Annotated in this window: 24 protein-coding genes; 7 read left to right on the top strand and 17 right to left on the bottom strand. The window is 68.9% G+C overall.

Going from position 1 to position 21,061, the window contains the following annotated elements:
• Positions 1 to 388: 388 nt before the first annotated feature.
• Complete coding sequence (locus ACFVX4_RS17400) at positions 389 to 1,030, bottom strand: DNA-3-methyladenine glycosylase (protein WP_389977568.1); 642 nt, start codon at positions 1,028 to 1,030, stop codon at positions 389 to 391.
• 73 nt (positions 1,031 to 1,103) lie between these two features.
• Between ACFVX4_RS17400 and ACFVX4_RS17395 the strand changes: the two genes are divergently transcribed.
• From ACFVX4_RS17395 to ACFVX4_RS17385, 3 genes are all read left to right on the top strand, one after another.
• Positions 1,104 to 1,886, top strand: a complete 783-nt coding sequence (locus tag ACFVX4_RS17395; protein WP_389977565.1) for a sporulation protein — start codon at positions 1,104 to 1,106, stop codon at positions 1,884 to 1,886.
• Positions 1,887 to 1,938: 52 nt separating this feature from the next.
• A complete protein-coding gene (locus tag ACFVX4_RS17390) occupies positions 1,939 to 2,469 on the top strand; it encodes a YbhB/YbcL family Raf kinase inhibitor-like protein (protein ID WP_389977562.1) in 531 nt (176 codons plus the stop codon).
• 155 nt (positions 2,470 to 2,624) lie between these two features.
• Complete coding sequence (locus tag ACFVX4_RS17385) at positions 2,625 to 3,131, top strand: HNH endonuclease (RefSeq protein ID WP_389977559.1); 507 nt, start codon at positions 2,625 to 2,627, stop codon at positions 3,129 to 3,131.
• Between the two features lie 60 nt (positions 3,132 to 3,191).
• Here the strand turns inward: ACFVX4_RS17385 and ACFVX4_RS17380 are convergent, their stop codons facing one another.
• The 4 genes from ACFVX4_RS17380 to ACFVX4_RS17365 all read right to left on the bottom strand — a co-directional run bounded on the left by ACFVX4_RS17380 (position 3,192) and on the right by ACFVX4_RS17365 (position 6,421).
• Positions 3,192 to 3,959: a sulfite exporter TauE/SafE family protein gene (locus ACFVX4_RS17380; protein ID WP_266421212.1), complete on the bottom strand. Its 768-nt coding sequence runs from the start codon at positions 3,957 to 3,959 to the stop codon at positions 3,192 to 3,194.
• A gap of 61 nt (positions 3,960 to 4,020) precedes the next feature.
• On the bottom strand, positions 4,021 to 4,950 hold the full coding sequence (locus tag ACFVX4_RS17375) for an SPFH domain-containing protein (RefSeq protein WP_093539783.1): 930 nt from the start codon (positions 4,948 to 4,950) through the stop codon (positions 4,021 to 4,023).
• Between the two features lie 153 nt (positions 4,951 to 5,103).
• Positions 5,104 to 5,532 carry an NfeD family protein gene (locus ACFVX4_RS17370; RefSeq protein WP_266421208.1) on the bottom strand — a complete coding sequence of 143 codons (429 nt, stop codon included), beginning with the start codon at positions 5,530 to 5,532 and terminating at the stop codon, positions 5,104 to 5,106.
• Between the two features lie 91 nt (positions 5,533 to 5,623).
• On the bottom strand, positions 5,624 to 6,421 hold the full coding sequence (locus ACFVX4_RS17365; protein WP_124718429.1) for an ABC transporter ATP-binding protein: 798 nt from the start codon (positions 6,419 to 6,421) through the stop codon (positions 5,624 to 5,626).
• 142 nt (positions 6,422 to 6,563) lie between these two features.
• Between ACFVX4_RS17365 and ACFVX4_RS17360 the strand changes: the two genes are divergently transcribed.
• Complete coding sequence (locus tag ACFVX4_RS17360; RefSeq protein ID WP_389977556.1) at positions 6,564 to 7,349, top strand: hypothetical protein; 786 nt, start codon at positions 6,564 to 6,566, stop codon at positions 7,347 to 7,349.
• A gap of 99 nt (positions 7,350 to 7,448) precedes the next feature.
• Here ACFVX4_RS17360 and ACFVX4_RS17355 read toward each other — a convergent pair whose 3' ends face one another.
• The 3 genes from ACFVX4_RS17355 to ACFVX4_RS17345 form a co-directional block, all read right to left on the bottom strand.
• The gene (locus ACFVX4_RS17355; protein ID WP_389977553.1) at positions 7,449 to 7,697 is read right to left on the bottom strand and encodes a chaplin family protein; all 249 of its coding nucleotides are present in this window, start codon (positions 7,695 to 7,697) and stop codon (positions 7,449 to 7,451) included.
• 145 nt (positions 7,698 to 7,842) lie between these two features.
• On the bottom strand, positions 7,843 to 8,487 hold the full coding sequence (locus tag ACFVX4_RS17350) for a response regulator (protein ID WP_389977550.1): 645 nt from the start codon (positions 8,485 to 8,487) through the stop codon (positions 7,843 to 7,845).
• The gene (locus tag ACFVX4_RS17345; protein ID WP_389977547.1) at positions 8,480 to 9,625 is read right to left on the bottom strand and encodes a GAF domain-containing sensor histidine kinase; all 1,146 of its coding nucleotides are present in this window, start codon (positions 9,623 to 9,625) and stop codon (positions 8,480 to 8,482) included. The genes ACFVX4_RS17350 and ACFVX4_RS17345 overlap by 8 nt, the downstream gene beginning before the upstream one ends.
• A 441-nt stretch (positions 9,626 to 10,066) precedes the next feature.
• On the opposite strand from ACFVX4_RS17345, the gene ACFVX4_RS17340 reads away from it, so the two are divergent.
• The gene (locus ACFVX4_RS17340) at positions 10,067 to 10,843 is read left to right on the top strand and encodes a transglycosylase SLT domain-containing protein (protein ID WP_389977544.1); all 777 of its coding nucleotides are present in this window, start codon (positions 10,067 to 10,069) and stop codon (positions 10,841 to 10,843) included.
• 90 nt (positions 10,844 to 10,933) lie between these two features.
• Here the strand turns inward: ACFVX4_RS17340 and ACFVX4_RS17335 are convergent, their stop codons facing one another.
• Entirely contained in the window at positions 10,934 to 13,510 is a 2,577-nt protein-coding gene (locus ACFVX4_RS17335; RefSeq protein ID WP_389977541.1) for an FHA domain-containing protein, read from the bottom strand.
• Between the two features lie 376 nt (positions 13,511 to 13,886).
• Here ACFVX4_RS17335 and serB point away from each other — a divergent pair, with 376 nt between their 5' ends.
• The gene (serB, locus tag ACFVX4_RS17330; protein WP_389977539.1) at positions 13,887 to 15,152 is read left to right on the top strand and encodes a phosphoserine phosphatase SerB; all 1,266 of its coding nucleotides are present in this window, start codon (positions 13,887 to 13,889) and stop codon (positions 15,150 to 15,152) included.
• A gap of 133 nt (positions 15,153 to 15,285) precedes the next feature.
• On the opposite strand, the gene ACFVX4_RS17325 is transcribed toward serB, so the two are convergent.
• The 4 genes from ACFVX4_RS17325 to ACFVX4_RS17310 all read right to left on the bottom strand — a co-directional run bounded on the left by ACFVX4_RS17325 (position 15,286) and on the right by ACFVX4_RS17310 (position 17,675).
• Positions 15,286 to 15,804, bottom strand: a complete 519-nt coding sequence (locus ACFVX4_RS17325) for a SixA phosphatase family protein (protein ID WP_389977536.1) — start codon at positions 15,802 to 15,804, stop codon at positions 15,286 to 15,288.
• 74 nt (positions 15,805 to 15,878) lie between these two features.
• Positions 15,879 to 16,085, bottom strand: coding sequence for a hypothetical protein (locus tag ACFVX4_RS17320; protein ID WP_266421181.1), 207 nt, complete (start codon positions 16,083 to 16,085; stop codon positions 15,879 to 15,881).
• A gap of 151 nt (positions 16,086 to 16,236) precedes the next feature.
• Complete coding sequence (locus tag ACFVX4_RS17315) at positions 16,237 to 16,347, bottom strand: SGM_5486 family transporter-associated protein (RefSeq protein WP_093539771.1); 111 nt, start codon at positions 16,345 to 16,347, stop codon at positions 16,237 to 16,239.
• 26 nt (positions 16,348 to 16,373) lie between these two features.
• A complete protein-coding gene (locus ACFVX4_RS17310) occupies positions 16,374 to 17,675 on the bottom strand; it encodes a CynX/NimT family MFS transporter (RefSeq protein WP_389977533.1) in 1,302 nt (433 codons plus the stop codon).
• A 158-nt stretch (positions 17,676 to 17,833) separates the two neighbouring features.
• On the opposite strand from ACFVX4_RS17310, the gene ACFVX4_RS17305 reads away from it, so the two are divergent.
• A complete protein-coding gene (locus ACFVX4_RS17305; RefSeq protein WP_389977530.1) occupies positions 17,834 to 18,508 on the top strand; it encodes a FadR/GntR family transcriptional regulator in 675 nt (224 codons plus the stop codon).
• On the opposite strand, the gene ACFVX4_RS17300 is transcribed toward ACFVX4_RS17305, so the two are convergent.
• The 4 genes from ACFVX4_RS17300 to ACFVX4_RS17285 all read right to left on the bottom strand — a co-directional run bounded on the left by ACFVX4_RS17300 (position 18,505) and on the right by ACFVX4_RS17285 (position 21,061).
• Positions 18,505 to 18,882 carry a hypothetical protein gene (locus ACFVX4_RS17300; RefSeq protein WP_389977527.1) on the bottom strand — a complete coding sequence of 126 codons (378 nt, stop codon included), beginning with the start codon at positions 18,880 to 18,882 and terminating at the stop codon, positions 18,505 to 18,507. The two genes, ACFVX4_RS17305 and ACFVX4_RS17300, sit on opposite strands and share 4 nt — an antisense overlap.
• A gap of 167 nt (positions 18,883 to 19,049) precedes the next feature.
• The gene (gene fabI / locus ACFVX4_RS17295; protein WP_389977524.1) at positions 19,050 to 19,817 is read right to left on the bottom strand and encodes an enoyl-ACP reductase FabI; all 768 of its coding nucleotides are present in this window, start codon (positions 19,815 to 19,817) and stop codon (positions 19,050 to 19,052) included.
• 5 nt (positions 19,818 to 19,822) lie between these two features.
• Positions 19,823 to 20,542, bottom strand: coding sequence for a 3-oxoacyl-[acyl-carrier-protein] reductase (gene fabG / locus ACFVX4_RS17290; protein WP_266421169.1), 720 nt, complete (start codon positions 20,540 to 20,542; stop codon positions 19,823 to 19,825).
• A 132-nt stretch (positions 20,543 to 20,674) separates the two neighbouring features.
• The gene (locus tag ACFVX4_RS17285) at positions 20,675 to 21,061 is read right to left on the bottom strand and encodes a type II toxin-antitoxin system VapC family toxin (RefSeq protein ID WP_389977599.1); all 387 of its coding nucleotides are present in this window, start codon (positions 21,059 to 21,061) and stop codon (positions 20,675 to 20,677) included.

Here is a 21,061-nt window from a genome sequence, read left to right as displayed (position 1 = left end):
GCGTTTCCGACTCTATCAGACTCTTTCGTGTCCGATTCCCGGTCGAAGCGGGTTGCGCTTTCCAGTTCTTCGCTTTCGCGCTTCCCTTTCCGGCGGTTCCAACCTTACCAGACTCTTTTTCGTTCCGTTTCCGGTCCGAATTTGAATTCCGGTGACCTTGGAGAGGTCTTCGCCTTTCGGCGTGTCCACTACATTAACCGATTTCCTTGGCGACTCATAATCGAGTCGAAGGGATTGAATTACGGCATGCCGAATTCGCACCCGCCAGGGTGCGTCGAAGGTAGTGGTTGGTCGCTCCGGGATGCTCGGATGCGGTCCGATGGACCGTACCGACAGCAGTACCCGTTTCAAGCGGCTCGGACTACATTAGGTGGCCCTCAAGGGTGAGTCAAGTTGCGCGGCGGCGTGGCACATGGGCCCGGTACGGGCTCACCGTGGGGTCCCCGTCGATCCAGAAGCGCCAGGGGTGTGTGGCTCCATCTCCGCCCACTCCGGTGCGTGGGCCGTTGCGTACCTGGTCACGTGGTGGTGGGGTGCCATGCAGCACGGACAGGAACGCGCCGGGGTGGGCGATGGCGTCGATGCCGTTCAGTGCTCGGTCGACATCGAGGGCCGTGGCCAGGCGGGCCGGGCCTTTGGCCAGTTCCTTGTCATTGCGGGCCGAGTTTCGTCGTTCGCGAGTGAGTTCCGCGCCGACCTGGATGTCGCCGGCGCGGAGCAGGACCCCGCTGGCCCGGCCCTCGGGGCCGCACACCAGGTTGAGGCAGTGCCACATGCCGTAGGTGAAGTAGACGTACGCGTGGCCGGGCGGTCCGAACATGACGCCGTTGCGTGCGGTGCGGCCTCTGAACGCGTGCGATCCGGCATCGATCTCGCCGGCGTACGCCTCCACCTCGGTGAGGCGGAGCTCGATGGGTCCGTCCGGTGTGGCACGTACCAGGGTCCGGCCCAGGAGGTCGGGTGCCACGTCCAGTACGGGGCGGTCGAAGAAGTCGCGTGTCAGCGGCGTACGTTCCAAGCCCTCGATCATGGCGGTCGAGGGTACCGGGAACCGACTACGGTCGTGGCGCGTATGTAGGGGTCAGGACCAAGGAGGAGTAAACATGGGCTTCAAGCGGCTGCTTGCGAGCATGGGTGCCGGTGGCGCTTCGGTGGAGACCGAGCTCTCCGAGCTCAACGTCGTCCCGGGTGGGATCGTCCAGGGTGAGGTGCGGGTCCAGGGCGGATCCGTGGATCAGCAGATCGAAGGACTCTCCGTGGGTCTGCAGGCCCGGGTCGAGGTCGAGGGCCATGACACGGAGACCAAGCAGGACATCGAGTTCACCAAACTGCGGCTCGGTGGCGCGTTCGAGGTGCGGGCCGGTGCCGTGCACGTCGTACCCTTCGGGCTCGAAATTCCGTGGGAGACGCCGATCACGATGTTCGCCGGTCAGCATCTGCACGGCATGAACATAGGTGTGACCACGGAGCTGGAGATCGCGCGGGCGCTGGACTCGGGCGACCTGGACCCGATCAATGTGCACCCGCTGCCGGCTCAGCAGGCCATCCTCGACGCCTTCGGGCAGCTCGGCTTCGGCTTCCGCAGCGCGGACATGGAGCGCGGTCACATTCGCGGTACGCGTCAGCGGCTGCCGTTCTACCAGGAGATCGAGTTCTTCCCGCCGCAGCAGTACCGCGGTCTGAACCAGGTGGAGCTGACATTCGTCGCGGACGACCGTGAGATGGATGTCGTCCTGGAGATGGACAAGAAGGCGGGGCTCTTCAGCGAGGGAAGCGACTCGTACCGCGCGTTCAAGGTCGGGCTGAACGACTTCCAGGGGACCGACTGGGCGGCGTACCTCAATCAGTGGCTGGCGCAGGTCGGCGGTCAGCGCAACTGGCTCTAGGGTCGGTGGGAGACCTGCTGACAGCAGTAGAGCGATCAGGAGAGGTGCTGACGTGACCGAGCCGAAGAGGGCGCCGCTGCCGCACGACTTCCATCCGGAGGTTCCGTCGTTCACGGTGGTGAGCGAGGATCTCGCCCCCGGCGCCGTGCTGGCGGACGCCCAGGTGTTCGCGGCCGGGAACACCTCGCCGCAGCTGCGGTGGGAGGGTTTCCCGGCGCAGACCAAGAGTTTCGCCGTGACCTGCTTCGATCCCGATGCTCCTACGGGCAGTGGATTCTGGCACTGGGTGCTCTTCGACATCCCGGCGTCGGTCACGGAGCTGCCGGCCGGTGCGGGCAGCAGGAAGTTCGAGGGGCTGCCCGCCGGTGCCGTGCAGGTCCGTAACGACTACGGGTCGAAGGAGTTCGGCGGTGCCGCGCCGCCGGCCGGCGAGAACCACCGTTATGTGTTCACCGTGTACGCGGTGGACACCGAGAAGCTGGGTGTCGACAGCGATGTGTCGCCCGCGGTCGTCGGGTTCAATCTGCGGTTCCACACGCTGGGCCGTGCCCAGCTGATCGGTGAGTACACAGGTCCCTCGTAGCGCCCGCCGAGCCGAGAGTTCCCCTGCTGTTTGCCCTGCCCTGGTCTTGGAGAGATCAGGGCAGGGCATTTTTATTGCGTTGTCCATCACGGCCTGCCCGGCCAGAGTTGATCCGGGCCTGCCAGGGGGCGGGCGGCACACGGGAGGTGGGCGGGATGCGGGACACACTGGTACTGAACGCGAGCTTCGAGCCGCTGTCGACGGTGACGCTGAACCGTGCGGTGGTGCTGATCCTGCAGGACAAGGCCGTCGTCGAGCAGTCGCATCCCGATCTCCGCATGCGTGGCGCCGCCATGGACATTCCGGTACCCCGGGTGATCAGGCTCTGCCGGTACGTACGGGTGCCGTTCCGAAGACATGCCCCGTGGTCCCGGAGGGGTGTGCTGATACGGGACCAGCACCGGTGCGCGTACTGCGGGCGGCGGGCGAGCACCGTCGACCATGTCGTGCCGCGCGCCCAGGGAGGTCAGGACACCTGGCTCAACACGGTCGCGTCCTGTGCCGAGGACAACCACCGCAAGGCGGCCCGGACGCCGGAGCAGGCGGGGATGCCGCTGCTGCGTCAGCCGTTCGTGCCGTCTCCCGCGCAGGCGATGCTGCTGGCGCTGGGGGCCGGTGAGCGGTCGGAGCTGCCGGAGTGGCTGGACCGCGCCGCGGCGTAGTCGGCGTACGCATTTCATCGTGGTGGAAGCCCGTCTCCGGGGGAGGTGGGCTTCCCTTCGTCAGCGGAGCAGCAGCTGGACGATGGCGACCGTGCCGACCGCGACGATGAGCACGCGCAGGACGGTGGGGCTGAGGCGGCGGCCGATCCTGGCGCCGATCTGGCCGCCCAGCGCGGAGCCGACCGCGATCAGCACGACGGCCGTCCAGTCGAAGTCCGCGACGAAGAGGAAGAAGAGCGCGGCGATGCTGTTGACGACGGCGGCCAGGACGTTCTTGACGGCGTTGAGGCGCTGCATGGTGTCGTCGAGCAGCATGCCCATCAGGGAGAGGTAGATGATCCCCTGGGCGGCGGTGAAGTAGCCCCCGTAGACGCTGGCGAGCATCAGTCCGACGAAGAGGAGCGGTCCGCCGTCGGGGTGGGCGCGGGTGCCGCTGTGTTCGCGTCGGCGCTGGACCGCTTTGCTGATGCGTGGTTGCAGGATGACCAGGGCGAGGGCCAGCGCCACCAGGATCGGCACGATGGTCTCGAAGGCCGTGGAGGGCAGAGTGAGCAGGAGGGTGGCGCCGGTGAGGCCGCCGATGAGGGCACCGACGGCGAGCTTGCGTACGCGACGGCCCTGTCCCGCGAGTTCCTTGCGGTAGCCGATGGCGCCGCTGACGGAGCCGGGGATCAGGCCGAGGGCGTTGGAGACGGTGGCCGTGACCGGGGGCAGACCGGTGGCGAGCAGCACGGGGAAGGTGATCAGCGTTCCCGAGCCGACGATCGTGTTGATCGTGCCGGCGCTGATTCCCGCGACGAAGACGGCAAGCATCTCCCAGATGTTCATGGCGCATCCCCCGTGCATGATCGGTGCTTGGTGCACTGATCATGCACGGGGCGTGTACGCGTCATTCGACCGGGGGTTGCTCCCGGCGTTCCTTGCCGGTGTCGAACCCCGGGACGCCGTTGCCGAGGTTGCCGAAGGCGCCGCTGAGGCCCTTGAGGGCGTCGCCGATCTCGCTGGGCACGATCCAGAGCTTGTTGGCGTCGCCCTCGGCGATCTTCGGGAGCATCTGGAGGTACTGGTACGAGAGGAGCTTCTGGTCCGGGTCGCCGGCGTGGATGGACTCGAAGACCGTACGGATCGCCTGGGCCTCGCCCTCGGCGCGCAGGGCCGATGCCTTGGCCTCACCTTCGGCGCGCAGGATCGCGGACTGCTTCTCGCCCTCCGCGGTGAGGATCGCGGACTGGCGCGTTCCTTCGGCCTGGAGGATCGCGGCGCGCTTGTCACGGTCGGCGCGCATCTGCTTCTCCATCGAGTCCTGGATGGAGGTGGGCGGTTCGATCGCCTTCAGCTCGACGCGGTTGACGCGGATGCCCCACTTGCCGGTGGCCTCGTCGAGGACTCCGCGCAGGGCCGCGTTGATCTCCTCGCGGGAGGTCAGCGTCCGCTCCAGGTCCATGCCACCGATGATGTTGCGGAGGGTGGTGACGGTGAGCTGCTCGATCGCCTGGATGTAGCTGGCGACTTCGTAGGTCGCGGCCCTCGCGTCGGTCACCTGGTAGTAGATGACGGTGTCGATGTTGACGACCAGGTTGTCCTGGGTGATCACCGGCTGGGGCGGGAACGGCACGACCTGTTCACGGAGGTCGATGCGGTTGCGGATGGAGTCGATGAAGGGAACGACGATGTTCAGGCCCGCGTTGAGCGTGCGGGTGTAGCGGCCGAAGCGCTCCACGATGGCGGCGCTGGCCTGCGGGATGACCTGGATCGTCTTGATCAGGGCGATGAAGACGAGCACCACCAGAATGATCAAGACGATGATGATCGGTTGCATCGTGTTTCTCATTGCCCTTCGGTTGCCGACGGATCGCGATGATCGAGGTCGAGATCGAGATCGCGGGAGGGACCGGATGTCGTGCCGGTCCCGAAACTCATGATGATCGACATCAAGTCTGACAGAACGCGCTCTGCCTTGTGGGTGGTTCGGTCACATGACGACTGCCGTAGCGCCGTCGATGTCGACGACATCGACCTGTTGGCCCGGATCGAAGCTCTGGCCCTCGTCGAGTGCACGGGCGGACCAGATCTCCCCGGCCAGCTTGATCCGGCCGCCACTGCTGTCGACCCGTTCCAGGACGACGGCCTGACGGCCCTTCAGGGCATCGATGCCGGTGGCGAGTTGGGGCCGGTCGGTGCGGTGTCTGGCGGCGATCGGGCGAACCACGGCGATGAGCGCCACGGAGACCACGACGAATACCAATACCTGGGCCACGATGCCGCCGCCGAGTGCCGCGACGACTGCCGCGGCGACCGCTCCGACGGCGAACATGCCGAACTCGGGCATCGCAGTCATGACGAGTGGGATGCCCAGTCCCACCGCGCCGATCAGCCACCACACCCACGCGTCGATGTCCACGTGGTCATGGTAGAACCGCGGGCGCCCTCGCCGACAGGGCGCAAGCGGGCCACTGCGCCCGGCGGGGCCCGTTGTGTCCGGAGGTTGTCTCCTAGGAGAGCGGCAGTCCGTGGGCCGTGTAGCGGTCGCCGGTGTGCTCGACGACGAGCGGCAGGCCGAAGCAGAGGGAGAGGTTGCGGGAGCTGAGCTCGGTCTCCATGGGACCGGCGGCGAGCACCTTGCCCTGGCGGATCATCAGGACGTGGGTGAAGCCGGGGGCGATCTCCTCGACATGGTGGGTGACCATGATCATGGAGGGGGCGTACGGGTCGCGGGCCAGTCGGCCGAGGCGGCGGACCAGGTCCTCGCGGCCACCGAGGTCGAGACCTGCGGCGGGCTCGTCGAGGAGCAGCAGCTCGGGGTCGGTCATCATGGCGCGGGCGATCAGGGTGCGCTTGCGCTCGCCCTCGGACAGGGTGCCGAACTTGCGGTCGAGGTACTCGGTCATGCCGAGCCGGTCGAGGAAGGCGCGGGCGCGCTCCTCGTCGACGGCCTCGTAGTTCTCGTGCCAGGTGGCGGTCATGCCGTACGCGGCGGTGAGCACCGTCTGCAGCACGGTCTGGCGCCGGGGCAGTTTCTCGGCCATGGCGACGCCCGCGATGCCGATGCGGGGGCGGAGCTCGAAGACATCGGTGCCGACGCCGCCGAGCTGCTCGCCGAGGACCTTGGCGGTGCCGGTGCTCGGGAAGAGGTAGCTGGACGCGATGTTGAGGAGGGTGGTCTTGCCGGCGCCGTTCGGGCCGAGGATGACCCAGCGCTCCCCCTCCTTGACCGACCAGGAGACGTCGTCCACCAGAGCGCGTCCGTCGCGGACCACGGATACGTCCACCAGCTCCAGTACATCGCTCATGGCGCGTTGTCTCCCCATGCAGTGTCGAGATCGTCGGTGCCTGTGGGCACAGCTCCCAGGGAAATCTACGCCACCGTACGAGTGCTCCCGGCGCTGGGCCCGCGTGACGACAGGCCCCGGGCCCGTTCCCTAGGCTGTTCCCATGCTTTCGGAACCACGCTCAGGGCTGTTGGCCGCTTGGGGAAACGCGCTTCTGGCGGGACTGGTGTCGCCGGACGAGGCGGCGCTCGCCATTGTCGGGGAGGACGCGGTGCACCGCGTCGAGGGACTGCCGGGCGAGGCGGGGCCGGTCGGGCTCACGCTGGCGCTCGGGCGGTTGCGGGGTCTGGGGGTGACGGGTTTCCGGGTGGCGTTGCCGGCGCCCGGCCATCCGCTGGGGCTGAGCGGTCCGCCGGAGTTCAACGCGCGGGCGTTGGAGGCCGAGGAGGCGGTGGTGGCCTTCGGCGCGCCGTACGGGCTGGTTCCCGAGGTGCGTGAGGCGGGGTTGGAAGGGGACCTGCACGTCGAGGTGGTGTGGCGTTGTCTGCCCGTACGGGAGGCGCCGCCGGCCGATGTGCCGTCGCTGAGCGAGGCGGAGCGGGAGCTCGCCGAGGGGTTGCGGGACGCGACGGCGATGCTGTCGCGGTTGGATGTGGCCGGTTCGGGGCCGGTGGCCGAGGCGGCGGTGGACGCGTACCGGGCACGGGCGGAGCGGGGGCGCGAGGTGCTGGCTCCGGGGTACCCGCCGCGGGCGGTGCGGGTTCTGGAGCTCGCACAGCGGGTGGGGCTGCTGATCTCGGTGGCGTACGAGAACGGGCACGGCGGCGCGGTGAGCGCTTCGGAGATCGCGGCCCGGGGTGAGGTGCTGCGGCCGGTGGAGCGGGTGGCCCGGCGGGCACAGGTCGCCGCGTACAACGCGTATGTGGAGGAGCGCGAGCGGGAGCGGTAGGCCCTGGCCGGGCGGGCTCCCGGTGTCGCCGGACGGGCTCGATGCGCTCCGTCCGGCGACGTATGACCGTGGGTTCGGTCAGCCGGCCCCGGGGGTCGGTCAGCCGTTCAGGCCGAGGTTGCCGAAGGCCGGGTTGAGCAGACCGATCACGTTGACCGTGTTGCCGGCCACGTTCACCGGGACGTCCACCGGGACCTGGACGACGTTGCCGCTGGCCACGCCCGGGGAGTGGGCCGCGACACCGTGGGCGCCCGCGCCGTGTCCGGTGGCGGAGGCCGCGCCCGCACCGGCGGCGATGATTCCACCGGCGATCATGGTGACGGCAGCGGCCTTCTTCAGGTTCTTCACTTCAGGATCCTCCTAGCGTGGCTGCGGCCGACCGCCGCAGCACCCTGGTGAACGCCTCGGAGTCGAACAGGTTGCGCCGTCCGGGTGACATCCACCCGACAGTATGAATCTCAATCCAGAAGAGGAAGGTCCGCTTCGCTGCCGGTCAGCCCGCCGCCCCATGGCGGACGGCCCAGAGCGCCGCCTGGGTCCGGTCCGAGAGATCCAGCTTCATCAGAATGTTCGAGACGTGTGTCTTGACGGTCTTCTCGGAGAGAACCAGCGCCCGCGCGATCTCGCGGTTGGAACGGCCGTCGGCGATCAGGCCCAGCACCTCCCGTTCCCGTTCGGTGAGCGTGCTCCCCCGGCCCGTACCGCTGCCCGGGTCCTCCTGGGCGAGCAGGGCTCCCGCGACCTCCGGCTGGAGCAGGACGTGGCCCGCGTACACCGAGCGGATGGCGCCGGCCAGGGCGTCCGGGTCGACGTCCTTGTACACGTAACCGGAGGCTCCGGCGCGCAGGGCGGGGACCACGGTGCGCTGCTCGGTGAAGCTGGTGACGATGAGGACCTTGGCCGGGTTCTCCAGCTCGCGGAGCCTGCGCAGGGCCTCGATGCCGTCGGTGCCGGGCATCTTGATGTCCATCAGGACGACGTCGGGGCGGAGCTCCTCGGTCCTGGCCACCCCCTCGGCGCCGTCGGCAGCCTCGCCGACCACTTCTATGTCGTCCTGGATCTCCAGGAACGTACGCAGACCGCGGCGGACCACCTGGTGGTCGTCGACCAGCAGCACCCTGATGATCCTGTCAGCCACCGGGTACCTCCATCTCGATCGTGGTGCCCTTGCCGGGCGCCGATTCAACGGTGAGCCTTCCGCCCACGCCGTTCGCGCGGTCCCGCATCGACACCAGGCCCAGATGCCGGCCCGCCTGCCGGGTCGCCGCGGGTTCGAAGCCGCCGCCGTCGTCGGTGATCCGCAGCAGCGTGCCGCTGCCGTGCCGGGCCAGCGTGACATCGACGTGTTCCGCCCCGGAGTGGCGCAGTGCGTTGTGCAGGGCTTCCTGGGAGACCCGGAGCAGCGCCGCCTCCTGTGCGGCGGGCAGGGCCCGTATACCCAGGCTCTCGAAGGTGACCCGGGCCGTGTGGGCCCGGTCCAGGACCTGGATCTGGGTGCGGAGGGTGGCGATGAGACCGTCCTCGTCGAGTGCCGCGGGGCGCAGCTCGACGACGGCGGCGCGCAGTTCGTCCACGGCTTCGGCGGCGAGCGCGGCGACCTGCTGGAGCTCGCCCTTGGCGCGGGCCGGGTCGCGGTCCACCAGGGCGGTGGCCGCCTGGGCCGTCAGCCGCAGCGAGAAGAGCTTCTGGCTGACCGCGTCGTGCAGCTCATGGGCGAGCCGGGAGCGCTCCTCGGCGATGGTGAGCTCCCGGCTCCGTTCGTAGAGGCGGGCGTTGGTCAGGGCGATCGCCGCGTGCTGGGCGAGGATTGCCAGCAGTTCCTCGTCCTCGGCGGTGAAGCCGCAGCTGCCTTCGGGCTTGGGGCAGCGCTTGTTGGCGAGGAAGAGCGCGCCGATGATCTCCTCGCCGTCCCTGATGGGCAGGCCTAGGAAGTCGGACATGTCGGGGTGTGCGGCGGGCCAGCCCTCGAAGCGGGGGTCCTTGCGGACATCGGCGAGGCGCTCGACCTTCGCCTCGTGGAGCATCGCAGCGAGGATGCCGTGCTGTCTGGGCAGCGGACCGATGGCCTTCCACTGCTCGTCGCTGACGCCGTCGACGACGAACTGGGCGAAGCCCCCGTGGTCGTCGGGGACGCCCAGGGCGGCGTACTCGGCGTCCAGCAGTTCGCGGGCCGAGGCGACGATCGTCTTCAGGACGTCGCGTACTTCGAGATGCCGGCTCATGGCGAGCAGCGCGGCGCTCACGGCTGCGAGACCCGACGGTGGGCGATGGCTCATGGCCTCACCGTACCGGCGGGGTCCGAACGCCGTATCGGCCTGTGGACGGCCGGGGATTAGGGCGCAGGGCCTAGGTCCGGCCGCCCGCGCACCGGAGCGGCGACCGCGTCGCGCGGCCGCCCCAGAGCCGGAATCTGACACTCCGGATTGCTGACGCAACGGTCGGTCAGGTTGTTACCGGGCCGATGTGAGGCCGCGCATAGGACCCACGTCACTTACGAAGCCCGCTAGTGGACACATAAGCGCCACATCAGTGGTCATGAGCGCGGCCCGACACGTTCGAGCGGGATCCCGATCCACTACCGGGGTTCGTACGTCACACCTTTGCCACCAGATTTTGCTGGCGCTAAGAATTGCACTCGTCCCCGACGGAGATGCGAAACGCCGCTTCCCGTCTTCGTCCTCCGTGAGGACTCCCGCAATACGAAGAGGTAAGTCTGCATGTCCGTGTCCAGCATCCCCGGCCGTCGTCGTCGCCTGAACAAGACCCAGAAGCTCTCCGTCGCGGGTATCTCCGCCATGGCCGCCGCCGCGCTCTCGTTCTCGCTCGTCCCCGCCAACGCCGACCCCAAGCCCGAGGCCGAGACCCCCGTGTCCGCCGCCCCCGTGGTCTTCTCGTCGGTTGCCGGTACTCCGCAGGCCAAGGCCGTGCAGGCCAGCATCATCGAGCAGCACTCCACCGCCGAGAAGCTGGTGAAGGCCGCCGACCTCGCCAAGGCCAAGAAGGCCGCCGCCGCGAAGGCCAAGGCCGCCAAGGCCGCCGAGGTCAAGGCCCAGGCGAAGGCGAAGGCCGAGGCGAAGGCCAGGGCCGCCGCCAAGGTGAAGGCCGAGGCCGTCGTCGCGAAGCGCTCCGAGACGCAGGCCGCCAGCCGCTCCGAGGCCCGCACCCCGGTCTACGCCAACAACCTGGACGGCTGGATCAACCAGGCCCTGGACATCATGCGGGCCCACGGCATCCCCGGCTCGTACGACGGTCTGCACCGCAACATCATGCGTGAGTCGACCGGTAACCCGAACGCGGTCAACGGCTGGGACGTCAACGCCCAGAACGGCACCCCGTCCTGCGGCCTGCTCCAGGTCATCCAGCCGACGTTCAGCGCGTACCACGTACCCGGCACCTCGTCGAACATCTACGACCCGGTCGCCAACATCACGGCCGCGGCCAACTACGCGGCCGACAAGTACGGCTCGATCGACAACGTCAACAGCGCGTACTGACCGGCGGAACACCTGGCCGGACAGCATCCGCATACGCCGAAGGGCGGCACCCCGCGCGGGGTGCCGCCCTTCGGCGTATGCGTCCGGTGCCTACTTGCGCATGACCTCCGGCTCGTGGCGGCGCAGCAGTCGCGCGACCACGACGCCGCAGACGATGCCGAGCAGCAGGAGTACCGAGATGTTGATCCCCCACTGACCGGCCGAGTGCTCCCACAGCGGGTCCAGATCGGTCGGGTTCTTCGGGTCCCACGGCGCCATGAGGTGCGAGAGGTCCAGCGTCGTGCCCGCGCCGGCGATGGCCCAGCGGGACGGCATCAGCCAGGCGAACTGCTCCAGGCCGGGCGATCCGTACACCTGGAAGAGGATGCCGGTGAAGACGACCTGGACGATCGCGAACATGACCAGCAGCGGCATGGTCTTCTCGGCGGTCTTCACCAGCGAGGAGATCACCAGGCCGAACATCATCGAGGTGAAGCCGAGGGCGATGATCGTCAGGCAGATCTCGACGGCCGGCGGCATGATCAGGCCCTCGGCCGGCAGCTCGCGGGTGGCGAAGCCGATGCCGCAGATGATGACGCCCTGGATGGCGGTGATCACTCCGAGGACGATCACCTTGGACATCAGATAGGCGGAGCGGGACAGGCCGGTTGCCCGTTCCCGTTCGTAGATGACGCGTTCCTTGATCAGTTCTCGTACGGAGTTGGCCGCACCGGAGAAGCACATGCCGACCGCGAGGATCAGCATGATCGTTCCGGCGGCACTGTTGAACCGGGACGGCGGGTCCGGCGGGGCCAGGCCGAACTTGGCCGGGATGACCACGCTGACGACGCCGAGCACCGCGGGCAGGATCACCATCAGACCCATGAAACCCTTGTCGGACGCGATCACCGAGACGTAGCGGCGCATCAGCGTCCACAGCTGGGCCGACCAGCTCTGCGGCTTCGGCGGGCGCATCTGCTGCGGGGGCGGCATGTGTACGGACTGTGCGGCGACGGCGTCGATGTCCGCGGCGTACATCTGGTAGTGCTGCGATCCGCGCCAGCGGCCCGACCAGTCGTAGTCGCGGTAGTTCTCGAACGCGGAGAAGACGTCGGCCCAGGTGGTGTAGCCGAAGAAGTTGAGCGCTTCCTCCGGCGGGCCGAAGTAGGCGACGGAACCGCCCGGCGCCATGACCAGCAGCTTGTCGCAGATCGCCAGCTCGGCGACGGAGTGCGTGACGACCAGGACGGTGCGGCCGTCGTCGGCCAGACCGCGCAGCAACTGCATGACATCGCGGTCCATGCCCGGGTCGAGGCCGGAGGTCGGCTCGTCCAGGAATATCAGCGACGGCTTGGTGAGCAGCTCCAGGGCGACGGAGACGCGCTTGCGCTGACCGCCGGAGAGCGAGGTGACCTTCTTGTCCTTGTGGATGTCGAGCTTGAGCTCGGCGAGGACTTCGAGGATCCGGGCCTGGCGCTCGGCCTCGGTGGTGTCCGCGGGGAAGCGGAGCTTGGCCGCGTACTTGAGCGCCTTGGTGACGGTGAGTTCCTTGTGCAGGATGTCGTCCTGCGGGACCAGACCGATGCGCTGGCGCAGTTCAGCGAACTGCTTGTACAGGTTCCGGTTGTCGTAGAGGACGTCGCCCTGGTTGGCGGGCCGGTAGCCGGTGAGCGCCTTGAGCAGGGTGGACTTGCCGGAGCCGGACGGGCCGATGACCGCGACGAGCGACTTCTCCGGGACGCCGAAGGAGACGTCCTTGAGGATCTGCTTCCCGCCATCGACCGTCACCGTGAGGTGGCGGGCGGAGAAGGAGACCTCACCGGTGTCGACGAACTCTTCGAGCCGGTCGCCGACCAGGCGGAAGGTCGAGTGACCGACACCGACGATGTCGTTCGGCCCGATCAGCGCGGAGCCCGACTTGTGGAGCGGCTGACCGTTGACGTACGTGCCGTTGTGGGATCCGAGGTCACGGATCTCGAAGCGGCCGTCGGGGGTCGCGTGGAATTCGGCGTGGTGGCGCGAGACCTGGAGGTCGGAGACGACCAGTTCGTTCTCCAGCGCACGGCCGATGCGCATCACGCGGCCGAGGTCCAGCCGGTGGAACGTGGTCGGACTGCGGTCGCCGTACACCGGCGGGGCCCCCGCGGCCCCGCCGGGACCGCCCGCGCCGGGGGTCCTCGCCATGCCCTGCTGCTGCGGAACCTGCGGCTGCGCGGGCTGCTGCGGCGGCGGGCCCTGGGGGGCCTGCTGCTGCCAGCCCTGCGGCGGCTGCGGCTGCTGCGGAGCGGGTGCCTGCTGGCCTGGCCAGCCGGGGCCGCCCTGCTGGGGCTGGGCGGGGGCCTGCTGGGCGCCCGCGCCCTGCCCGCTGTACACATCGGCGCCCGCCGCGGCGGTGATGCTCAGCCGCGGGCCGTCAGTGGCATTGCCCAGATGTACGACGGAGCCGGGGCCGATCTCCAGCTGCTGGATCCGGCTGCCCTGCGCATAGGTGCCGTTGGTGCTGCCGTGGTCCTCGATGAACCAACTCCGGCCCCCCCAGCTGATCGTGGCATGCCGCCACGACACCCTGGCGTCGTCGATCGTCAGGTCGCCCTGCGGATCGCGCCCGAGGGTGTACGACCTGGACGGATCGAGCGTCCAGGTCCTTCCATTCAATTCCAGTACGAGTTCCGGCACTCCGCGCCCCACTAGTTGTCCCCCGAATTGCCCCCGTCACAGGGAGCCTAGGGATGCTGAACATCGTGAGGAACTATTCCAGGAGCAGTCCCGGATACGAAAGTCGGGCGGGGTGAAGACCCTGCCGAGACCTGCATCGTTACGGTGCTGACACGAATAGAGGGAGCAGTACGCGGTAAGTACCCCGAGTGCACGCGAACCGCTAGCAAAAGGGACATCCAGGACGGCCCGAACGCCCGTATTCCCTCCGCCGGCCACCGGACGGATCCGGATGCGCGCGGTCCGTCACCACGCGTGTGCTCCGGGCGGGGGTACGGGGCCGACGCGCTGTCCGGTCCTCGGGACGGACCTTCGGCGCCTCGGAGCGGACCGATACGGTGGAAGCACCATGAGCGCATCTCAGCCACCTCGGTCCTCCTCGTCTCCTGAGTCCCCTGAGCCCCCTGAGTCCCGTCGGGGCACCGACACACCCACCCTTCTCGTCAAGATCTTCGGGAAGGACCGCCCCGGCATCACCGCCGGGCTCTTCGACACCCTCGCCGCCTACTCGGTCGATGTCGTCGACATCGAGCAGGTCGTCACCCGTGGCCGCATCGTCCTGTGCGCGCTGGTCACCGCCCCGACCGTGGGCGACACCACCGAGGGCGACCTGCGGGCGACCGTGCACAGCTGGGCCGACTCGCTGAGACTTCAGGCCGAGATCATCTCCGGTACGGGCGACAACCGGCCGCGTGGCGACGGGCGTTCCCATGTGACGGTGCTCGGGCACCCGCTGACCGCGGAGTCGACCGCCGCCATAGCGGCCACGATCACCTCCACCGGCGGCAACATCGACCGGATCTTCCGGCTCGCGAAGTACCCGGTCACGGCAGTCGAGTTCGCGGTGTCCGGCACCGGGACCGAGGAGCTGCGGACCGCACTGGCGACGGAGGCGGCCGGCATCGGTGTCGATGTCGCGGTGGTGTCGGCCGGGCTGAGCCGCCGGGCGCAACGGCTGGTCGTCATGGACGTCGACTCGACGCTCATCCAGGACGAGGTCATCGAACTGTTCGCCGCTCACGCGGGCTGCGAGGACAAGGTCGCCGAGGTGACCGAGCAGGCGATGCGCGGCGAACTCGACTTCGAGCAGTCGCTGCACGCACGGGTGGCGCTGCTGGCCGGGCTAGATGTGTCGGTGGTGGACAAGGTGCGCGCCGAGGTGCGGCTGACGCCGGGCGCGCGCACCCTGATCCGTACGCTGAAGCGGCTCGGCTACCAAGTGGGTGTCGTCTCGGGCGGGTTCACCCAGGTCACCGACGACCTGAAGGAACGGCTCGGGCTCGACTTCGCCTCTGCCAACACCTTGGAAGTGGTCGACGGGAAGCTCACGGGCCGGGTCGTCGGCGACATCGTCGACCGGGCCGGCAAGGCCCGGCTGCTGCGCAGTTTCGCCGCGCAGGCCGGGGTGCCGCTGGCGCAGACCGTCGCGATCGGTGACGGTGCGAACGACCTGGACATGCTGAACACCGCCGGGCTCGGGGTGGCCTTCAACGCCAAGCCGGTGGTCCGCGAGGCCGCGCACACCGCGGTGAACGTGCCGTTCCTGGACACCGTGCTGTATCTGCTCGGGATCACCCGCGAGGAGGTCGAGGCCGCCGACGGTCTCGTCGACTGAGGCGCTCACGCGTACGGGCACTGAGCGCATACAGGCGCTGCGCGCTCGCACGTACCGGCACTGACGCGCTCGCGCATACGAAACAGGGCCCCGGTGCTTTCCGCACCGGGGCCCTGCTCGTAAGACAGCGGGATCAGTCGTTGGGCGTCCAGTACTCGACCAGCCTGCCCACTCCGTGCTCCACGCCCTTCCAGGAGCCGGTGAACTCGACGACGGCGAACGCGGCGGTGGGGAAACCGCCGCGGGTCATCCGGGTCAGGGCGTCGCCCTCGGCCGATTCCGAGAGGGCGTCGGCGACCGCGTGCATGCCGGGGTTGTGGCCGATGACCAGGAGGTCGTGCACATCGTCGGGGGTCTCGTTGATCAGGGCGATGAGCTCACCGAGGGACGCCTCGTACAGCCGCTCCTCGTACACCGTCCTGGGGCGGTGCGGCATCTCATGGACGGCCAGCTTCCACGTCTCGCGTGTCCTGGTGGCGGTGGAGCAGAGGGCCAGATCGAGGTCGATCCCGGAGTCGACGAGTTTGCGGCCTGCGACGGGGGCATCCTTGCGGCCACGTTCCGCGAGCGGCCGCTCGTGGTCGGAATCCTGCGACCATTCCGCCTTTGCATGCCTGAGAAGGACGATCCTGCGAGGTGTATCGACGCTCATACACCTCAGCTTCGCACGAAATGTGCCGCCCGGCGCAGGGTGTTGAAGGGCCTGCGCGGGGTGCGCGGGCACCGTCAGCCGGTCACCAGGGCCGTGATTCGCGCGAGCAACCGGCTGATCGCCGGGTCGGTGGTCGCGGCGTGCGCCTCGCCGGGTCCCACGATCAGCAGCAGCAGTGCGGCGAACGCGAGCGCGGGCAGCGCGATGGCCCACCACGGCAGCCGCACCTCGACACTGCCCGTGGCCGGGTGGGTGGTCCGGGTGTGCGTTCGGGCCGACATGTCCGCCTCCGTGGGTCATCGGTACTGATACCGAAAACCTACGGATCCGGGGCCGGGGGCCCCATCCGGCGACCCACCCACTTCACCCTGACCCTGGCCCCCTAGGGGACGCGGGGGTTATCCCCACCATCGGCGACCCCGGCCGCGCGGCTCAGGGGGACGCGATCGAGGCGATCACCGCGACGATCACGGTGATCAGCAGCATCGCGCCGAGTACGACGAGGAGCTTCTTCTGACCGTTCTGGGGATTCGGGTCGAGCACAGGAGACATGGCCCCAGTCTCGCACCTCAGCACTCGTCCTCGATCGTCCGGTCCCGCCCGGCCAGGATCCCGACCGCCATCTGCGGCACTATCAGGCCCGCCATCAGTGCGATCGGCAGCTCCCAGCCGCCGCTGTGCTGGTAGAGCACACCGATCAGCAGCGGTCCAGGGATCGAGATCAGGTAGCCGACGGACTGGGCGAACGCCGACAGCCGGACCACTCCCGCGCCGGTGCGCGAGCGCATGCCGATCATGGTCAGGGCGAGCGGGAAGGAGCAGTTCGAGATGCCCAGGAGCAGCGCCCAGGCCCAGGCCCCGCCGGCCGGTGCGAAGTAGAGGCCCGCGTAGCCGATGAGGCCGCAGCTGCCTAGGAAGACGACGATGGGGCCCTGGTTCTTCATCCGGGCCGCGACCCTCGGGATGACGAAGGCGAGCGGCACGCCCATCGCCATGGTCACGGCGAGCAGCACACCCGCCGTGCCGGCCGAGACCCCGGCGTCGCGGAAGATCTGCGGCATCCATCCCATGGTGATGTACGCGGCGGTGGCCTGCAGGCCGAAGAAGCAGGCGAGGCCCCAGGCGGTACGACTGCGGGTGATCCTGAGGGCCGGGGTGTCCGGGTGCTGGGCGGCGGGCTGCCCCGGAGCGCCGCGCCGGTCCCGTACCACCGGGATCCAGGGCAGGATCGCGACGGCGGCGAGCACGGCCCAGACGCCGAGTCCCAACCGCCAGCTGCCGCCCAGCGCGCTGGTCATGGGCACGGTCACCGCGGCGGCGAGCGAGGTGCCGAGGGCCAGGGCCATCGAGTAGAGCCCGGTCATGGAGCCGACCCGGTCCGGGAACCAGCGCTTGACGATCACCGGCATCAGGACGTTGCTGACGGCGATGCCCATGAGGGCGAGGGCGCTCGCGGCGAGGAAGCCGGCCGTCCCGCCGACGAGCGGCCGGATCACCAGACCGGCGGTGATGGCGATCATCCCGGCGCAGACGACCGCCCCCGCGCCGAAGCGGCGGGCGAGGCGCGGCGCCATGATGCCGAAGACCGCGAAGCAGAGCGGCGGTACGGAGGTGAGGACGCCGGCGACGCTGCCGCTCATGTGCAGCCCGTCCCGTACCTCTTCGAGGAGGGCGCCGAGGCTGGTGATGGCGGGGCGGAGGTTGAGCGCGGTGAGGACCAGCCCGACGACGACCAGCCGGAGCAGCCAGGGAGAGGGCCCGTCGGCGGTCCGTGCCGTCCGCGGGTCCTGCGGGGTCTGCGTGGTCGTGGGTTTCTCGGGGGCGTCCACCGTGGTGGCGGGGCTCAGGGTCCGGGTCTCGTCGTCGGGCATGAGGCCCATCATAGAATCATGGGATGATTGATTGTCCAATCACGCGAGGGTCCCTCTGAGACCATTCGCTCCAGGCACAGCAACGACAGCAACTCCCGTCACCCCTCATCGCACCGGCAACCCGACTCATCACCCCAGCAACCCGACCAAGGAGCACCATGGCGCTGACGTCTCCGCGGCGTTCGGCACTCGCCGACCAGGTGATTGCCCAGCTCAGGAATCAGATCACCTCGGGCGAGTGGCCCGTGGGGTCACGCATTCCCACCGAGCCCGAGCTGGTGGAGCAGCTGGGGGTGGCCCGCAACACCGTCCGGGAGGCCGTGCGCGCCCTCGCGCACAACGGGCTGCTGGACATCCGGCAGGGTTCGGGCACCTATGTCGTCGCCACCAGCGAGCTGGCCGGGGTGATGCACCGCCGCTTCGCCTCCGCCGATCCGCGCCATGTCGCCGAGCTGCGCTCCACCCTGGAGTCGTCGGCGGCGAGGCTGGCCGCCGCCCGGCGCACCGAGCGGGATCTGAAGCAGCTGGACGCGCTCATGGCGCGCCGGGAGGAGACCTGGGCCGCGGGTGACGCCGAGGCGTTCGTCGCGGCGGACGCGACGCTGCACCTGGCCGTGGTCGCGGCCTCGCACAACGACGTGCTGACCGGCCTCTACGCCGACCTGGGCGATCTGCTGCGCGACTACCTCAGGGGCGACATCGGTCATGAGCTGCGGCCGGAGAACCACATGGACCACGGCAGGCTGGTCGAGGCGATCCGGGCCGGGGACGGGGAGACGGCGGCGGCCGAGGCCGCGGGCCATGCGCTGAGCTGTCTGGTGGACAGGGCCTAGACCGTGCCCTGCACCCGGTGCGTGACCCAGACGGAGCCGACTTCCTTCCAGCAGCGGTCGTCGAGCCGCACGGTCCGCCCGGGGCCCACGTCGACCGGGGGGGCGTCGGCATCTATGTCCCACCAGCGGCGGCATTCGGTGTGCAGTTGCACGCGGTCGGTGGAGGGGTACGGGTTGTGGCAGTAGGCGACGACCCGGGAGCCCCGGACCGACGTACGGCATTCGGATCCGGCGGGGTCAGAAGTGGGAGCGTCAGGGGTGGATGCCCCGGCTCCCACCCGCCCCGCCACGGATATCCCCACCGGGGCGGCGAGTCCGGCGACGGCTATGGAGGCCGCCAGCAGTATCCCGGTCCGGCGACGTGTGGAGCGCATGGCGACCTCCTCCCCGTAGCCCGACCCGAAGTCCGGTTCACCACATTCTGCGGTGGATCGACCATCTTTTCGACTTGAGCGGGCCGGAGCCGGGCGCGGACACGACACAGCCGCGTACCGCCTGCTAGGAGGCGGTACGCGGCTGTGTCAGAGCCTGTCGTACGAGATCAGGCACCCATCATGTGCACGCCACCGTCGACGTGGATGATCTCGCCCGTGGTCTTCGGGAAGAAGTCCGAGAGCAGCGCGACGACGCCGCGACCGGCCGGCTCCGGGTCCGCCATGTTCCAGGACAGCGGGGAGCGGGTGTTCCAGACGTCCGCGAGCTCGGTGAAGCCCGGGATGGACTTCGCGGCCATGGAGCCGATCGGTCCGGCGGAGATCAGGTTGCAGCGGATGTCATCCTTGCCCAGGTCGCGGGCGAGGTAGCGGGAGGTGGCCTCCAGCGCGGCCTTGGCCGGGCCCATCCAGTCGTACTGCGGCCAGGCGAACTGCGCGTCGAAGGTGAGGCCGACGATCGAGCCGCCCTCGCTCATCAGCGGCTTGCAGGCCATGGCGAGCGACTTCAGCGAGAACGCCGAGACGTGCATCGCCGTGGCGACGGACTCGAACGGGGTGTTGAGGAAGTTGCCGCCGAGCGCGTCCTGCGGCGCGAAGCCGATGGAGTGGACGACGCCGTCGAGCGAGCCGAGCTCGTCACGGACCAGGCCCTCCAGGCGGTCCAGGTGCTCGGTGTTGGTCACGTCCAGCTCGATGACCTTGACCGGCTTCGGCAGCTTCTTGGCGATGCGCTCCGTCAGCGTGGGCCGGGGGAACGCGGTCAGGATGACTTCGGCGCCCTGCTCCTGGGCCACCTTCGCGGCATGGAAAGCGATGGACGACTCCATCAGCACACCTGTGATGAGGATGCGCTTGCCGTCGAGAATTCCGCTCATGGTGATCAGTGACCCATGCCCAATCCGCCGTCAACGGGGATGACGGCTCCAGTGATGTACGACGCGTCGTCGGAGGCGAGGAAGCGCACCGCGGCGGCGATCTCCTCGGGCTGCGCGTAGCGGCCGAGCGGCACCTGGGACACGATGCCCTTGCGCTGCTCCTCGGTGAGCACCTGCGTCATGTCGGTGTCGACAAAACCGGGCGCGACGACGTTGAAAGTGATGTTCCGAGAACCGAGCTCGCGGGCCAGCGACCGGGCGAAGCCGACCAGACCCGCCTTGGACGCGGCGTAGTTCGCCTGCCCGGCCGAGCCGAGGAGCCCGACGACGGAGGAGATGAGGACGACGCGGCCCTTCTTGGCGCGCAGCATGCCGCGGTTGGCGCGCTTGACGACACGGAAGGTGCCGGTGAGGTTGGTGTCGACGACGGACGTGAAGTCGTCCTCGGACATCCGCATCAGCAACTGGTCCTTGGTGATACCGGCGTTGGCGACCAGCACCTCCACGGGACCGTGCTTCTCCTCGATCTCCTTGTAGGCCTGCTCCACCTGCTCCGCGTCGGTGATGTCGCAACGGACCGCGAGAACACCGGCCTCGGTGAGCGCCGCGGGCGGCTCGCCGGAGCGGTAGGTGATCGCGACCTTGTCGCCGTTGTCGGCGAAAGCGCGGGCGATGGCGAGGCCGATGCCCCGGTTTCCTCCGGTGACGAGAACCGAGCGGCTCAACGGATCACCCTTTCGATAGCGGTCTGGTACCTCGAAAACCTATCGGTACCAGGTGCTCCACGAGCAATCGGCCCCTGACAGCGCCTTCCCCCGGGCGCTGTGGAGTTCCTACAGTTGGCACCCGGCCCGGCCTCATTCCGCCATTCCGGGCGCATGCGCGGAGAGGCCCTCTCCCCTCGCTGAGTCGAGCATGCGCTTGTCGTACGTGACCAGGGAGTCAAGAGCTCCGCCGATGACGAGCGCGCTCGCGACATGAATGGCATCAAGGGATCTCAGGGCCCCGGAGACCCTGGTGGCCAGATCCCGGACCTCTTCCGTCAGCAGGATCTCGGTGACCATCCCGTCCAGATCCGACAGTGCGTTGGGGAATGATCCGGCCTTGTCGAGCTGCCGGACGGTCTCGACGATGCCGATGGTGCTGGTAGCCAAGGGCAGTCCGGGCCGGTCGGACAGGAATGTCCTGAGCTCGGCGGCACCCGGCCTGCCGGTGAGCAGAGTGATGAGCGCCGAGGAATCCAT

Origin of the sequence: Streptomyces sp. NPDC058240, assembly GCF_042882135.1 — a bacterium.
In the GTDB taxonomy this organism is placed as follows: Bacteria; Actinomycetota; Actinomycetes; order Streptomycetales; family Streptomycetaceae; genus Streptomyces.
Note: the sequence above shows the minus strand (reverse complement) of the source record. Positions and strands in the feature narration are given on the sequence as shown.

Coding starts and splice junctions, on each gene's coding strand:
- ACFVX4_RS17400 (WP_389977568.1), bottom strand. CDS start 1,030: ATGATCGAGGGCTTGGAACGTACGCCGCTGACACGCGACTTCTTCGAC.
- ACFVX4_RS17395 (WP_389977565.1), top strand. CDS start 1,104: ATGGGCTTCAAGCGGCTGCTTGCGAGCATGGGTGCCGGTGGCGCTTCG.
- ACFVX4_RS17385 (WP_389977559.1), top strand. CDS start 2,625: ATGCGGGACACACTGGTACTGAACGCGAGCTTCGAGCCGCTGTCGACG.
- ACFVX4_RS17380 (WP_266421212.1), bottom strand. CDS start 3,959: ATGAACATCTGGGAGATGCTTGCCGTCTTCGTCGCGGGAATCAGCGCC.
- ACFVX4_RS17375 (WP_093539783.1), bottom strand. CDS start 4,950: ATGCAACCGATCATCATCGTCTTGATCATTCTGGTGGTGCTCGTCTTC.
- ACFVX4_RS17365 (WP_124718429.1), bottom strand. CDS start 6,421: ATGAGCGATGTACTGGAGCTGGTGGACGTATCCGTGGTCCGCGACGGA.
- ACFVX4_RS17360 (WP_389977556.1), top strand. CDS start 6,564: ATGCTTTCGGAACCACGCTCAGGGCTGTTGGCCGCTTGGGGAAACGCG.
- ACFVX4_RS17345 (WP_389977547.1), bottom strand. CDS start 9,625: ATGAGCCATCGCCCACCGTCGGGTCTCGCAGCCGTGAGCGCCGCGCTG.
- ACFVX4_RS17340 (WP_389977544.1), top strand. CDS start 10,067: ATGTCCGTGTCCAGCATCCCCGGCCGTCGTCGTCGCCTGAACAAGACC.
- serB (WP_389977539.1), top strand. CDS start 13,887: ATGAGCGCATCTCAGCCACCTCGGTCCTCCTCGTCTCCTGAGTCCCCT.
- ACFVX4_RS17325 (WP_389977536.1), bottom strand. CDS start 15,804: ATGAGCGTCGATACACCTCGCAGGATCGTCCTTCTCAGGCATGCAAAG.
- ACFVX4_RS17320 (WP_266421181.1), bottom strand. CDS start 16,085: ATGTCGGCCCGAACGCACACCCGGACCACCCACCCGGCCACGGGCAGT.
- ACFVX4_RS17310 (WP_389977533.1), bottom strand. CDS start 17,675: ATGCCCGACGACGAGACCCGGACCCTGAGCCCCGCCACCACGGTGGAC.
- ACFVX4_RS17305 (WP_389977530.1), top strand. CDS start 17,834: ATGGCGCTGACGTCTCCGCGGCGTTCGGCACTCGCCGACCAGGTGATT.
- ACFVX4_RS17300 (WP_389977527.1), bottom strand. CDS start 18,882: ATGCGCTCCACACGTCGCCGGACCGGGATACTGCTGGCGGCCTCCATA.
- fabI (WP_389977524.1), bottom strand. CDS start 19,817: ATGAGCGGAATTCTCGACGGCAAGCGCATCCTCATCACAGGTGTGCTG.
- ACFVX4_RS17285 (WP_389977599.1), bottom strand. CDS start 21,061: ATGGATTCCTCGGCGCTCATCACTCTGCTCACCGGCAGGCCGGGTGCC.